The sequence below is a fragment of the Microcoleus sp. PH2017_08_TRC_O_A genome (genome assembly GCF_020738665.1).
GTDB lineage: Bacteria > Cyanobacteriota > Cyanobacteriia > Cyanobacteriales > Microcoleaceae > Microcoleus.
This window is the reverse complement of record NZ_JAEQCE010000001.1, coordinates 136,653-148,484: the sequence shown is the minus strand read 5'-3', so window position 1 is coordinate 148,484 and position 11,832 is coordinate 136,653. Positions and strand designations below refer to the sequence as shown.

Sequence of the window (11,832 nt, the reverse complement as noted above, 5' to 3'; positions counted from 1 at the left end):
AACTATGAAAACTCAAGAACTTCGCCAGAACCTTAAGCAATCGATAGATAGCTTATCTCCTGAACGGCTGCTCGTTGTGGCTGATTTTTTAGCTTATTTAGCAGAACGTGAAAGCAATGAAGCTACGGTGGAATTATTGAAAATTCCAGGCTTTGTTGAAGCATTTAATAAAGCCAAAAAGGATGTAGCAGCAGGTAAGGTGACGACCGTTGAGCAACTCAAACGAAAATACTGATGAAAATCTGAATTTTTATTCAGTGGTTCTTAGCTTTGATGCTCAGGAGTTTTTTGAAGAAGCATCAGCTTCTTTACAACGCAAGCTAGATCGATGTTTTGAAATGTTGAAAACTGACCCTCGCAGTCATCCAAATATTAAGCAATTCAAAGGCGACTTAGCTGGATACTATCGCTATCGCGTTGGAGATTATCGGGTTGTTTATGACATTGATGAGGAGCAAAAGCGGGTGGTTGTGACTGTTATTGCTCATCGTCGTGAAGTGTATTAGGGCGCAATGCAGGGAAGATAAGGGCGATTTCCTACGGGATAGCTGCGATCGCGCGCAGTCCCCTCGATCCTAAATTGCTATAATGACAATCAGCCCAAAAATCTTAATGCAGAGTCTATGTCTACTTACAGCACGGTACTGAATCAGGTTCTCAAACTTGCACCAGATGAGCAAATGCGACTCATCTCTGAATTGTTTACACATATTCGTCAACGGGTGATTCTATCACCCAAGCGCAGTATTTTAGAATTATCAGGTTTGGGTAAGGAAATTTGGCATGGGATTGATGCTCAAGAATATGTCGATCGGGAACGAAATTCATGAAATGGATAGCTCAGTTACAGAGACAACTGTACTAAAGTTGCTATTATTTATTGATAATCCCACAGACTAGGAGATTAAGATGCAAGTCAAAGATATGACAGTTGAGCAACTGCGGGACTTGATTCGACATACCGTTGAACAGTGTTTAGAAGAATATTTGGGCGATGCTGATGCAGGTTTAGAAGTTAAGGAAGAAGTTAAGCTGAAATTGTTAGAGTCAATGAAGCGTAAACAATCAGGAGAAAACAGTCTTGAACCTGTGGAAGTTCATCAAAAACTCGGCATGAAGGCGATCGCACTTTAGGAAGATAAGGGCGATTCCCTACGGGATAGCTGCGCTTCACTCACTTCTCTCGATACTAAATTGCTATTCTGATGTACTACTTTAATGATGAACTGAAAGTATAGCCTATTTTTGCTGCCACACTGCAATTGTACTATCCTTACTGCCACTAATCAGAGTACGCCCGTCGGGACTGAAAACTACTGAAGTAACTGCTGCGGAATGTACGCGCTCCTTAAAAATATCTTTCTTACTTTGGAAATCCCAAATTTGGATATTACCGCCGTAGTCTCCAGTTGCAAACAAATTCCCATCAGAGCTAAAAACTACTGATGTAATGTCATAATCGAATTCCAAAACATTAGAATTATCGCCTGTTTTTACATTCCAAAACTTGATTGTGTGGTCATCACTTCCACTAAGAAGCGTTTGACCGTCTGGACTAAAAGCTAGTGAATTAACAGGCAGTGAATGTCCTTGAATAAGTATAACTTGTTTGTGAGTTCGTAAATTCCAGAGTCTAACTTCTCCCTTGCTGTCCCCACTAGCAAGAAACCAATTATTCAAATCAACAGCCAGACATTTTACCTGCCCAGCATGGCTTGACAGTGTACCAATTTCTAGCCCTTCTGCTCTAGCATCTAACAACTTAATCCTACTATCAGCACTCCCAATAATAACTGTTTTACTATCGGGGGTAAAGGCTACTGATGTAACTCTATGAGCCAAACCTATTCCTAAGTTTCCTATATCTTTATGTTCCCTTGCATCCAAGTCCCACACTTTGACTTTATTTTGATCGATGTTCTCAATCATAGCAGTTGTAAGGAAATGCCCTGTGGGGTCGATCGCGATCGGAGTGGGATACCCTCCTGTCAGCCCCCTTAAATTTGACAAGGAATAGAGTTCTTGTTTGTCCTGCACACTCCAAACAACAATTTTGCGATCGCCATATCGGATAGCAATATTTTTTCCATCTGGAAAAATTGCAATAGAGTGAATTGCACCTTCAAAACGTTGTGGTTCTGGATACAGGCGCTCCCACTTAGTAGCTGCAACCTTATTACCTGCGACGTAAGGCTTAAGTTTGTTATATTTTAAACCCGTTTCTTCTCCTTTGATCTGCAATGTAAAAGAGTCTGAAGCAACAGCAGAAACCGAATCCTCAGCCTCCCAAAACTTACTATAATCTCCTAAAACCCGCTTGTGAGCTTCTTCCAGATTGTTCGCAGTCGTCACAATATTTGGCACTATTCCTTTTAGAGCGATGCCTTCTATTAAATAAATTTCTCTACCAAAAAGGTCTTTGAGAACGCCGTTACCTGAAATGCCAGTATCTTCTGCTATTGCCTCTATTACTCGGAAAATCAAAGTTATATCTCCGACTTTAGAGTTATGAATTTCTCGGTAGAATGCTGTTCCTTTTTCCGTCAAGTCTCCTTCTGTTACTCTAGCAAGTAAACCAGCTATACCAGACTCACACATGAAATTTGGGGCGACCACTGTTCGGTAGTCAAGAGACTGATTACAACCAACCAAAAAACTCCAAGCTGTAGTATTTTTCATGGCAATTTTAAATCTGATTCTGGAAATTTGCGATAAAGGTCATTTTGAACAGATAGGAAACAATTAAGAGCGTATTTGAAAGCCGTTTCTTCATCCTCTACTTTCTTAAATAATTCTTCTCGTTCCTTACTTAATTCTTCGGATCTTCTATCTGCTGCTTCTTGCTTTTGCTTGGCTGGTGCTTCCGCATATTCACTAGCAAATTCAACCATCTTTAGGACTACATCCTGCAAGGCTGTATATTTTCTAGGTAGGAATAAGTCCCCTAGGATAGGTAGGATGTCTTGCGCTGCTTTTAGCCCTCCGCCAACAACTTGACCCACTTGCTCCCACCATTTTAGATTTGCCTTAACTTCGATCGGACTGTTAAGTTCTTCTCTCATTTTGTCTATGGCCTCTTTGCAATCAGCTTGAATTAAATCGGGCAGGATGCAAGCTAAAGGAATTTCTACTTGAAAGGGTTGGGGCAATATGTTCAGATTTTTTTCCATACTGCCATCTGGTTTCATAGTAACAAAGTCTTTACCCACTGCACTCACAGGAATTAATCTAATTGGTTTTCCAGCCTTGTTATAATTAAAGACTAAATTTTTAAAATGTGGAATTTCTTTCAGCAAACAATCCCGTATCTGTTCGAGGGTGTATTTCTTTTCTACAATATCCCACTTGCTGATTATAAAATGGATCGGTTTGCCAGTTTTTTGCATGATGCTGAGAATTCTAGGTAGCTCGTTGACTGCCCACTTTTGGCCTAGTTTTTCATTTTGCATCAACGCACAAAGTCTTTGACCATCCAGCAAGCCAAGTAAAGCATCTGCTTTCTTGACTTGCTCATCAAATTTCGGATCATCTTCGTCTGTCTGGTCAGTTAACAAACCACCTGCATAATCTAAATAGGTGAACTTGCAAGCTGGATAGATAGGCAGATCCTTCGTTTGTACGCGACAAGTGAAAGTCCATTCTGATACTTCGCTGCGTCGTGTTCCAAGTGGCCACTTTTCTTCAAAAGCTATTTGTGTATAAATATCGTGTAATTGTTTGCTTTTTTCTACACTTTCAAGCTCCAGAAAAAAGCCTCCTTCCCCTTGGGTACATAACTGATTGTACATACTAGCTAAAAATACCGTTTTGCCTGAGCCGCGTGGCCCTAGCATGATGACTGTATAAGTATTCATACTTGACCAATTAGAGGAATAATGAAGAATTATTAAGTATTTGTATATATTGTCTAGCAAAAGGTAACTCTTGTATATCGGTAATGTCGGGACTTTCCTCAGACAAGCAGATCGGAAATGTCGGAATCTTGTCGGAAATGTCGGAAAGATCGGATATAATACGACAAATCCCAGCACACGACTGACTTATGGACATCGCAGAAGTCTTAAAACTCGCCGACGAACTAATCTTCGCGAAGACGGGAGAACATATAGACTATCTGCAAAAAGCTATCCTTGAAGGGACATTCCAAGGTCGGACATACCCACAAATTGCTGAAGAGACTCATTCCAGCGAAGGTCATACCAGAGATATTGGTTCGGAATTATGGAAAATACTCTCAGAGGGATTCGGAGAAGATATTACTAAAAGAAATTTTCGAGCAATATTAGATAGTGGTAAAATTTACAATATTTCATCACCTATAGGCAAGAATTTTGTAGAAATTAATAACGTCAATATTTGCCAAGAAAGGGCGAGAAGTCCAACAAATTCCCAAAACTCCCCACAAACTCCTAAACAACTCCACATAGACTTAGGCGACGCACCGGAAATATTCACCTTTTTCGATCGCACTTCTGAACTCTCCACCCTCGAAAACAGGATAACGCGCGATCGCACACGCCTCATTGCACTCCTCGGAATCAGCGGAATCGGCAAAACAACCCTCTCCCTAAGCCTAATCGATCGCATCAAAACCCAATTCGATTACGTCATCTATCGCAGCCTCCGCTTTTCCCCAACCCTAGACGCAACCCTCACCAACCTGCTGCAAATCTTTTCCCAACCATCCGAAATTCCCCAAAACATCGAAACCAAAATTTCCCAACTCCTCGATTACCTGCGAAAATATCGATGTCTGATTGTCCTCGATGACGTACAGATGCTTTTTAGCAGCGGACAACTCGCGGGACAATATAAAACTGGATATGAAGATTATCAGTTATTTTTTAAACTTATTGCCGAAGTTTGTCATCAAAGTTGTTTGATATTGAATAGTTGGGAAAAACCCAGAGAAATTGCCAGATTATCAAAAGATAATCGTCCCGTGCGATGTTTTGTATTGGGAAGTTTAGGAGTAGCAGCTAAAGAGATTTTGAACTCCCAAAAGTTATCCGATGAGGAAACATGGGAAACTTTGATTGATATTTATCAAGGCAATCCTCTGTGGTTGGAGTTGACTGCAACCCTGATTCGAGAGTTATTTGGGGGGAGAGTTGCGGAGTTTTTGCAGTGCGAAATGCCGATTTTAGATGAATCGCTGCAATTTCAATTATCTCAACCTTTTGGGCGTTTGACTCCGGCAGAGTTGGCAGTGATGATTCACCTGGCTAATCAACCTGAACCCGTTGGTGTGTCGCAATTTTTCAACAAAATACCATTTTCCCCGTCAGAAATAGTCAATGCAGTGCGATCTCTGGGAAATCGGTTTTTATTGGATGCAATAGAAGATGAAAAGATAACTTTGTTTAGTTTGAATCCCGTGATGAAACAGTATGTGCAAAGATGAAACGGCGGTTGAAACCGCGTCTACACAAACGAAGTCCGCCTCCGCGGACTGAAGAAAATAAGATAATTTCAACTGCCCGGTCTTCTTCAACCCGCGGAGGCGGGTTTTGTCTGTATAGACGCGGTTTCAACCGCCGGGTATTATGCCGTGTTCGTATCCGTGCTCGCGCCGGAGGTGGCACTACCGTTTCCCTAGGGTAGCTGATTCTGTAAGCGCGATCGTACCCACTCTCTAAACTCTCTAATTCTCGCATTCTCTCCCTTTTCTGAGTCTAAATTCATAAACTGTGCGAGTTCTTTGACAGGAAACGAGGCAAATGCCAAACTCGTTTCCGACTCGGCATAACCCGTATCAGTTAAAATGTTAATTATTAGTTTTCCTTTCTTCCAAATCCAAACTTCCGGCACTTTAAGTTCCGCATAAACCGCCATTTTATTAATAGATGAGCTAGTCAAATCCATTTCCACAACTAAGTCTGGCGGCGGGTCATTTTTGAGATCGATAGTTAACTTTCCCCGCATTAAAGCTTCATTTTGGATATAAAAACATTCATCAGCTTCGTTGCCAGCTTTTTTCGGTTCCGAACGCCAAGTAGATGATTTTAATCCGATAATTTCAATCCCAATTTCCTCAGAAAGTGCTACAATTAGCCGCCCGAGAGTCCAGCTATACCTCTCATGTTCTGGTAAAGGTACCATGAGTTCTAAAGTTCCCTGATAGTAAGTCATGCGCGGCGTTGAACGTTCCGCAAATATTTCTAACAAGTGTTCGTAGGTTTCCCAACTGATATCATGTAAAACGAGGTGAGAACCTGCAAGCTCTTCTTTACTGTACGTCAGGGTTTGAACCATTGCCAATACTCCACGAGAACTTTAACTCTATTTTACTCTATTGAACATTGGACAGGTGCGATCGCACTTTACCAAATCGACTCAAGATTCAGCACAAATCCGGGGAGAACATCTTCACCTGATACAGTGACTGGAGATTCTAACACTTCAACTTCTTGATTCGGACGATAAATTTCTACTTGTCGAGACTTGCGATTAATTAACCAACCTAAAACAGCACCATTATCTCGATACTCTTTCATCTTATCCTGAGTTTCTTTCAAACTATCACTGGGAGACATTAACTCGACGACGAAATCAGGACAAATTGGGGGGAATTTCTTTTGTTGTTCGGGAGTCAAAGCATCCCAGCGTTCTAATTTTACCCAAGAAGCGTCAGGCGCTCTATTTGCATTATTAGGAAGTTTAAAACCTGTTGAAGAGTCAAACACTTTACCCAGTTTTTTTTGCTGATTCCAAATCCAAATCTGTGCCGTTAATCCTGCATTGCTGCTTCCAGTTTCTCCTCCTGCTGGTGACATGATAATTAATTCTCCCTTAGCCGTGCGTTCCAATCTAATATTTTCATTCTCCTGACAGAGTTGAAAAAACTGCTCGTCTGTCAGCTTGATAATGGGGTTTAGGTTGAGGGTGAGGGTAGTCATAGCGGTATTTTATCGTGGCTAAACGACCTTTATTAAGGATTGTAGCATTATTGAGTGAGTTGTGAGGGCGATCGTGCTTCGTAAGTAATGCTTTTGCTAAATGGTAAACCACAGGAATTGATACAGCATGATCCAGAGGATAATCCACATTTATTCACTGCTTTTTACGTGATGTTCAACATAAGACCGCAGCACAGCATTCATTAAAGATTGATAACCTTTCCCTTGACTTTTAAACCAATCTAATACATCGCGATCGACTCTTAAAGAAATAGCTTGTTTTGTTAGCGGTTTTACCAGTTTAGCTGTTTCCCAAAAACTCGCATCTAACTCAGAAATATCAGAGGTATCGATCGCAGATTCTGGAATATTTTCTAATTCTTCAAGTCGTTTGGGCGAGATAGTCATATTCAAACGGCAGAAATTGTATATACAAAACGTATCTACTTATAGAATAGCATAAAGGGCGATCGCTTCCTACTCATCTGCCTCCAATCCTGAAATGTCCGTGGCATAAGCGATCTGACAAGCGAACGCTAGCTTCAGCAACTCGATCTTAAAGTCCCTTGACACTATCAAATAGTTTGATATACCATTAGACATGAGATGAACATCAAATGACAGGAGAGTATGAAAAACAATCAAGATAGCATTTTTGATTTGTCGCCAAAAGAAGAAGCTGTACTCACATCAGTCTTTCACCGCGAACGTTACGGCCTGGAGATTATTGAGGCGGTGAAGGAGGCGAGTGGCGGGAAAATTAAACTCGGCTTTGGTTCCCTGTACCCAACCCTCCACAAGCTAGAGGAGAAAGGCTATTTAGAAGCACGCTGGGGTGATGAGACACCGGAAGAAAGAGGAGGTGCGCGGCGGAGGTACTACAGAATTACAGGGTTAGGTATGAAAGTTCTGGCAGATAAAAAGCAATTTCTCAACGATGTGGCTGGGTGGGAACCAGCTTGGGGAGGGGTATAAGATGAACGAGAAAACGTTGTTAACCAAAGACCAACTTATAATCGCCAGCATAGGTATCATCTCATTAATTTTCTTCAGCTTTATTATTGGTGATATGCTGGGTATAGTCTGCCTTTTATCTAATCATACCCTAGCAAAGACGCTATTTGGAATATTTCTGTTTTTTCCTGCCACTTTTATACTTGTTGTGGCACTTCTTTTTATGTCTTATGGAGTTTTTCATTATTTTTATGATGGTCGAGATACAGCGCTAGAAAAAGGCAGTAAAATGATTCTAAATTCCGTAGTTGCCATTTTTTTTCCTGGTATCTTCATTCTGGTGACTGATGTTATTTTTCTCAAAGTTCCGTTTGGCATCCATCTGTTGTTTAGTTACTGCTTCTTACAGCTTTTGCTATTTGGAACGAAGGTTTACATAGCACGGTCAGCCATACTAGAAGAAGATACGAATGCTCGGTTCATTGCTTTTATTGAAAATATCGTTCCAATACAATTTCAAGAAGAGTGGCTGGGTGATTTGCAAGAGCAGCATTATCAGTTAATCAAGGATGGCACTCCGCTGTGGAAGGTATATTTCATAACCTTACTCACAGGTTTAGGTTTAATTCAGTCTTATCTCTGGTTGGAATTCGATAAATTCGTTTCACGATGGATTACCAGAGCAAAAAAGGTTTTCTTGGGATAGACATTACAGCTAACAAGCAACGGTGAAAATTCTAGAAAAAAGGCACCGATAACTAACCTGGTGCCTTCATTGAAATTAAAACACACAATCATTCTAACATATGCCACAGATCAAACGTTTTAATGGTGTCAGAGTTCCCAACTCCCAACGCCGTCAGTTTTTAGCTACCCAAATTCTACTGGTCAAGATGGCAATTATTTGCTTTGCAGGTGGTGTGACTATTTACTATCAACAAAGTGTAATAGTAAGTACGTTTGCGTCAATGATTGCAGGTTGTACTGTAGAAATAATTGACGCTTACCGCGAACAACACAACGATCGCAAACCGCAAAAAAATGTGACTAGGGTGAAGTAATTTTGTGTTAGGGGTAAGGCACACCCTACCCCTATCCAAATAAGAAGTTGGCTATAAAGGTAGGTACTGAACGCGGTTAACTAAATCTTCTGGTTCGCTAACCTTAGCAACAATTTCTAAGTCACGAATGCAATCACCAAAAGTTACATTCTGTTGATGGGCATAGATAACGCCAGCAAAATTTACTGCTTCTTGCTGGCGGCTGTTACCTATGGCTAAAAAATCGTCGTCTTGTGTAAAAATAACACGCTGAAGATCCATTGCGCGATCGAGTATAATATGGTCTGGCGTGTTTTGATGGTTATCTTCTTGAGCTCTCAAAACATCTACATCTCTTTGTCTCAATCCCTTTGCAATCGGTAGAGGCACATTCTCATCCATGTACAAAGCTATAGTCATTTAATTAATCCTTGGGCGCGGAGTTTTTTAGCCAAAGGAGATTCGCCCGCTTCTAATCGCAACTTTTCGGCATAGTCGAATCGGCGCTGCATATCTGCATCAAGCTCTTGTTTATGATCCCAGTAGTAGGCTAAAGCAGAGTAAATTTTACTCAAAGTTAGGTGAGGATAGCTTTCCAGTAATTCTTCAGGACTCAAGCTGTAAGCTTTTACCGAAGTCATTAATTCAACTACTTTCATCGTAGTCCCTGTGATGATAGGCGTATTCTTCTCGTCTAATTCTACATATTTATATTCGGTTACAGTTAGTGACATAGTTTACCTCGTTAATGGAGCTAACTTAATTATAGGGTCGATCGGGTTCCTGTCCCAATTCTTTGCAAAACTCCAAATAATCATCGATCGAGTTTTGAAATTCTTGGCGCGCTTCTTCAATAGTTTGTGCTTGAAAAGTCACTATGTCATTAATGTCAAGCACTCGCCCGAAAAGAATTTCCGCTTCTAAATCTACTTCAATGTTAGCACTGTAACCTTTGTAAGTCATCATGGCTGTACCTGTTTTTTCTAGAATACTCCCTAAAGTCCGATTACGGGGAAAGCCGAGCAGCGATCCCTATACAAGCAAACATGAGGTTACTCTATGCTAAGATAATGGTTATTCCTTCAAAGGTTAACCAAAAATTATTATGGCAACTGCACCCAGAATTGAATCTCACAATTTAAGTATAGCCGATCTCTTTAAAGAGTTTTATGCAGTACCAGACTTTCAGCGGGAGTATGTATGGGCTGATGAAAATGTTGAAAAATTGCTTGTAGATATTATTGATGAATTATATGATAATGACGAACCACTAGAGGATAGCGAGTATTTTTTAGGCTCTCTTGTTGTCTATCCAGATAACGGAACTTTTCAATTAATTGATGGTCAGCAAAGGCTAACAACAATATATTTGCTTTTCTGTGCCATTCGAGATTTTGTGATTATTGAATCAGGAAAGACATCAAAAGCGATAGAAGGTTTAATAGCAGGAGTCGATCAAGATACTAAGACTGGTCTAGACATAGATAGATATCGACTAACTCTTCAATATGGAGATGGGGGCAAAGTTTTAGAAATTATTGCTGACAGTAAAAGTAATATTTCAAATATTGATAAAACAGCCTCTGAATCAGCTACTAAGCTGGTCGAGGCTTATGAAACAATTAGGGAATTCTTGTTGTCCCGTTTTGGGTCTAGTGTTGAAAAAAGGCTACAATTTTCTGGTACTTTTACCAGTCGAGTTAAATTAATTAGAATTGGAACGTTAAACTTGAAGAGTGCTCTTAAAGTTTTTGAGACAATCAACCATCGTGGAGTTGGGTTAAACTCTATGGACTTACTTAAAAACTACTTATTTATCAATACATCTAAACAAGAAAGTAAAGATTTAAAACTTCATTGGAAAGAGTTAAAAAAACGATGGGATAAAATGATTAATACGATTCATGATTCTAAAGAAGATCCTATGCGCTTCTTGCGTTACTATATTATGTCTCACTATGCAGTTAATTTGCAGAATAACTTTCCTGAAGAAGCTGTATATGATTGGTTTACTAAGGAAGGTAGCAGATATAAAATAGATAAATTTCCTTTGAAGTTTGTGGATACTTTAATCAAAGCAAGTGAAGACTTCAGCAACTTTACTAAATGTAAAAATGTTGATGGTTCTGATAATCAATTCTTGAAGAATATTAAAAAGCTACAAGGAAGGTATAGTCAACACTTTATCTTACTTCTTGCGGCAAGAGAACTGCCCAAGGATTTATTCACAGAATTATGTTATCACATTGAAAATCTTTTATTTACTTACACTATTACTCGTTCGACTCGTAAGGACATCAATATGATTCGTGATTTTTCCCAGTGGAGTCAAGACCTACTGCAAGTAAAAAATCGAGAACAATTTGAAGCTTTTATTGAATTTTATTTTATAGATAAATTCGTATCTTTATCTAATGAGTTTAATTCTGCTTTCCGTGAATTAACAGAATCTAAAATAGCTACATATCGTATTCGCTATGTACTAGCTAAAATAACTCAATTTGTGGACAACCAAGCTTACAGTAATGCTAGCCAGTTAGATAGATACTTAGATAAATCAATAACTATTGAACACATACTACCAAAATCAGTCAACCCTGAGCTGAGAAGTAAATTTGACAAACCGAATGAGTATGGTTCTTATGTTGAAAAGCTTGGTAACTTGGTTCTTTTAGAGAAGACAATCAACAGTTCTCTTTCTGACTCGACCTATGATGCTAAGAAAAGCGGTTATAAGCAGTCACAGCTTTTGCTCCCTCGTTCCCTTGTTGAAAAGCCTGGTGTAGGGAATAACACGCAATTAAACCGTACTGTAAATCATCTTAATCTTACTCAGTTTGATGTTTGGGATTCCAAAGCCATAGACAAGCGTCAAGAAATGCTCGTTAACTTAGCTAGGCTAGTATGGGGATTTGAAACACAAAATAAGTAGTTTATAG

General features: G+C 39.7%; 17 protein-coding genes. 9 read left to right on the top strand and 8 right to left on the bottom strand.

The annotated features are described in order from the left end of the window. The first annotated feature begins 4 nt into the window (after positions 1-4). From JGK22_RS00625 to JGK22_RS00610, 4 genes are all read left to right on the top strand, one after another. On the top strand, positions 5-235 hold the full coding sequence (locus JGK22_RS00625) for a hypothetical protein (protein WP_293176694.1): 231 nt from the start codon (positions 5-7) through the stop codon (positions 233-235). Then, positions 210-506, top strand: coding sequence for a type II toxin-antitoxin system RelE/ParE family toxin (locus tag JGK22_RS00620; protein ID WP_293176692.1), 297 nt, complete (start codon positions 210-212; stop codon positions 504-506). Before JGK22_RS00625 ends, JGK22_RS00620 begins: the two co-directional genes overlap by 26 nt. A 117-nt stretch (positions 507-623) precedes the next feature. Further along, complete coding sequence (locus tag JGK22_RS00615; protein WP_293176690.1) at positions 624-830, top strand: hypothetical protein; 207 nt, start codon at positions 624-626, stop codon at positions 828-830. Positions 831-909: 79 nt separating this feature from the next. Beyond that, a complete protein-coding gene (locus JGK22_RS00610) occupies positions 910-1,134 on the top strand; it encodes a hypothetical protein (protein WP_293176688.1) in 225 nt (74 codons plus the stop codon). A gap of 105 nt (positions 1,135-1,239) precedes the next feature. Here the strand turns inward: JGK22_RS00610 and JGK22_RS00605 are convergent, their stop codons facing one another. After that, positions 1,240-2,679: a WD40 repeat domain-containing protein gene (locus JGK22_RS00605; RefSeq protein ID WP_293176686.1), complete on the bottom strand. Its 1,440-nt coding sequence runs from the start codon at positions 2,677-2,679 to the stop codon at positions 1,240-1,242. After that, entirely contained in the window at positions 2,676-3,854 is a 1,179-nt protein-coding gene (locus JGK22_RS00600) for a hypothetical protein (protein WP_293176684.1), read from the bottom strand. Before JGK22_RS00600 ends, JGK22_RS00605 begins: the two co-directional genes overlap by 4 nt. 188 nt (positions 3,855-4,042) lie before the next feature. Here JGK22_RS00600 and JGK22_RS00595 point away from each other — a divergent pair, with 188 nt between their 5' ends. Continuing rightward, complete coding sequence (locus JGK22_RS00595) at positions 4,043-5,404, top strand: ATP-binding protein (RefSeq protein WP_293196778.1); 1,362 nt, start codon at positions 4,043-4,045, stop codon at positions 5,402-5,404. Positions 5,405-5,595: 191 nt separating this feature from the next. Here the strand turns inward: JGK22_RS00595 and JGK22_RS00590 are convergent, their stop codons facing one another. The 3 genes from JGK22_RS00590 to JGK22_RS00580 form a co-directional block, all read right to left on the bottom strand. Further along, positions 5,596-6,255 (bottom strand): Uma2 family endonuclease, encoded by a 660-nt coding sequence (locus JGK22_RS00590; protein ID WP_293176680.1) that lies wholly within the window; start codon positions 6,253-6,255, stop codon positions 5,596-5,598. A 68-nt stretch (positions 6,256-6,323) separates the two neighbouring features. After that, on the bottom strand, positions 6,324-6,899 hold the full coding sequence (locus JGK22_RS00585) for a Uma2 family endonuclease (RefSeq protein WP_293176678.1): 576 nt from the start codon (positions 6,897-6,899) through the stop codon (positions 6,324-6,326). A gap of 150 nt (positions 6,900-7,049) precedes the next feature. Further along, positions 7,050-7,307, bottom strand: coding sequence for a BrnA antitoxin family protein (locus JGK22_RS00580; protein ID WP_293196779.1), 258 nt, complete (start codon positions 7,305-7,307; stop codon positions 7,050-7,052). 222 nt (positions 7,308-7,529) lie between these two features. Between JGK22_RS00580 and JGK22_RS00575 the strand changes: the two genes are divergently transcribed. From JGK22_RS00575 to JGK22_RS00565, 3 genes are all read left to right on the top strand, one after another. Then, complete coding sequence (locus tag JGK22_RS00575; protein ID WP_293196780.1) at positions 7,530-7,874, top strand: PadR family transcriptional regulator; 345 nt, start codon at positions 7,530-7,532, stop codon at positions 7,872-7,874. Between the two features lies 1 nt (position 7,875). Next, the gene (locus tag JGK22_RS00570; protein ID WP_293196781.1) at positions 7,876-8,559 is read left to right on the top strand and encodes a hypothetical protein; all 684 of its coding nucleotides are present in this window, start codon (positions 7,876-7,878) and stop codon (positions 8,557-8,559) included. Between the two features lie 100 nt (positions 8,560-8,659). Next, complete coding sequence (locus JGK22_RS00565; RefSeq protein ID WP_293196782.1) at positions 8,660-8,914, top strand: hypothetical protein; 255 nt, start codon at positions 8,660-8,662, stop codon at positions 8,912-8,914. 51 nt (positions 8,915-8,965) lie between these two features. Here JGK22_RS00565 and JGK22_RS00560 read toward each other — a convergent pair whose 3' ends face one another. Genes JGK22_RS00560 through JGK22_RS00550 form a run of 3 tightly spaced genes read right to left on the bottom strand, consistent with a single transcriptional unit; the run spans position 8,966 to position 9,859 of the window. Then, complete coding sequence (locus JGK22_RS00560; RefSeq protein WP_293196783.1) at positions 8,966-9,313, bottom strand: DUF5615 family PIN-like protein; 348 nt, start codon at positions 9,311-9,313, stop codon at positions 8,966-8,968. After that, positions 9,310-9,627, bottom strand: coding sequence for a DUF433 domain-containing protein (locus JGK22_RS00555; RefSeq protein WP_293196784.1), 318 nt, complete (start codon positions 9,625-9,627; stop codon positions 9,310-9,312). The genes JGK22_RS00560 and JGK22_RS00555 overlap by 4 nt, the downstream gene beginning before the upstream one ends. A gap of 25 nt (positions 9,628-9,652) precedes the next feature. After that, positions 9,653-9,859: a type II toxin-antitoxin system HicB family antitoxin gene (locus JGK22_RS00550; protein ID WP_293196785.1), complete on the bottom strand. Its 207-nt coding sequence runs from the start codon at positions 9,857-9,859 to the stop codon at positions 9,653-9,655. 139 nt (positions 9,860-9,998) lie between these two features. On the opposite strand from JGK22_RS00550, the gene JGK22_RS00545 reads away from it, so the two are divergent. After that, a complete protein-coding gene (locus JGK22_RS00545; RefSeq protein WP_293196786.1) occupies positions 9,999-11,825 on the top strand; it encodes a DUF262 domain-containing HNH endonuclease family protein in 1,827 nt (608 codons plus the stop codon). The last annotated feature ends 7 nt before the right edge of the window (positions 11,826-11,832 follow it).

Excerpts from the sequence above, each read along its gene's own strand:
- JGK22_RS00625 (WP_293176694.1), top strand. The coding sequence starts at position 5 with ATGAAAACTCAAGAACTTCGCCAGAACCTTAAGCAATCGATAGATAGC.
- JGK22_RS00615 (WP_293176690.1), top strand. The coding sequence starts at position 624 with ATGTCTACTTACAGCACGGTACTGAATCAGGTTCTCAAACTTGCACCA.
- JGK22_RS00610 (WP_293176688.1), top strand. The coding sequence starts at position 910 with ATGCAAGTCAAAGATATGACAGTTGAGCAACTGCGGGACTTGATTCGA.
- JGK22_RS00605 (WP_293176686.1), bottom strand. The coding sequence starts at position 2,679 with ATGAAAAATACTACAGCTTGGAGTTTTTTGGTTGGTTGTAATCAGTCT.
- JGK22_RS00600 (WP_293176684.1), bottom strand. The coding sequence starts at position 3,854 with ATGAATACTTATACAGTCATCATGCTAGGGCCACGCGGCTCAGGCAAA.
- JGK22_RS00595 (WP_293196778.1), top strand. The coding sequence starts at position 4,043 with ATGGACATCGCAGAAGTCTTAAAACTCGCCGACGAACTAATCTTCGCG.
- JGK22_RS00590 (WP_293176680.1), bottom strand. The coding sequence starts at position 6,255 with ATGGTTCAAACCCTGACGTACAGTAAAGAAGAGCTTGCAGGTTCTCAC.
- JGK22_RS00585 (WP_293176678.1), bottom strand. The coding sequence starts at position 6,899 with ATGACTACCCTCACCCTCAACCTAAACCCCATTATCAAGCTGACAGAC.
- JGK22_RS00580 (WP_293196779.1), bottom strand. The coding sequence starts at position 7,307 with ATGACTATCTCGCCCAAACGACTTGAAGAATTAGAAAATATTCCAGAA.
- JGK22_RS00575 (WP_293196780.1), top strand. The coding sequence starts at position 7,530 with ATGAAAAACAATCAAGATAGCATTTTTGATTTGTCGCCAAAAGAAGAA.
- JGK22_RS00570 (WP_293196781.1), top strand. The coding sequence starts at position 7,876 with ATGAACGAGAAAACGTTGTTAACCAAAGACCAACTTATAATCGCCAGC.
- JGK22_RS00565 (WP_293196782.1), top strand. The coding sequence starts at position 8,660 with ATGCCACAGATCAAACGTTTTAATGGTGTCAGAGTTCCCAACTCCCAA.
- JGK22_RS00560 (WP_293196783.1), bottom strand. The coding sequence starts at position 9,313 with ATGACTATAGCTTTGTACATGGATGAGAATGTGCCTCTACCGATTGCA.
- JGK22_RS00555 (WP_293196784.1), bottom strand. The coding sequence starts at position 9,627 with ATGTCACTAACTGTAACCGAATATAAATATGTAGAATTAGACGAGAAG.
- JGK22_RS00550 (WP_293196785.1), bottom strand. The coding sequence starts at position 9,859 with ATGATGACTTACAAAGGTTACAGTGCTAACATTGAAGTAGATTTAGAA.
- JGK22_RS00545 (WP_293196786.1), top strand. The coding sequence starts at position 9,999 with ATGGCAACTGCACCCAGAATTGAATCTCACAATTTAAGTATAGCCGAT.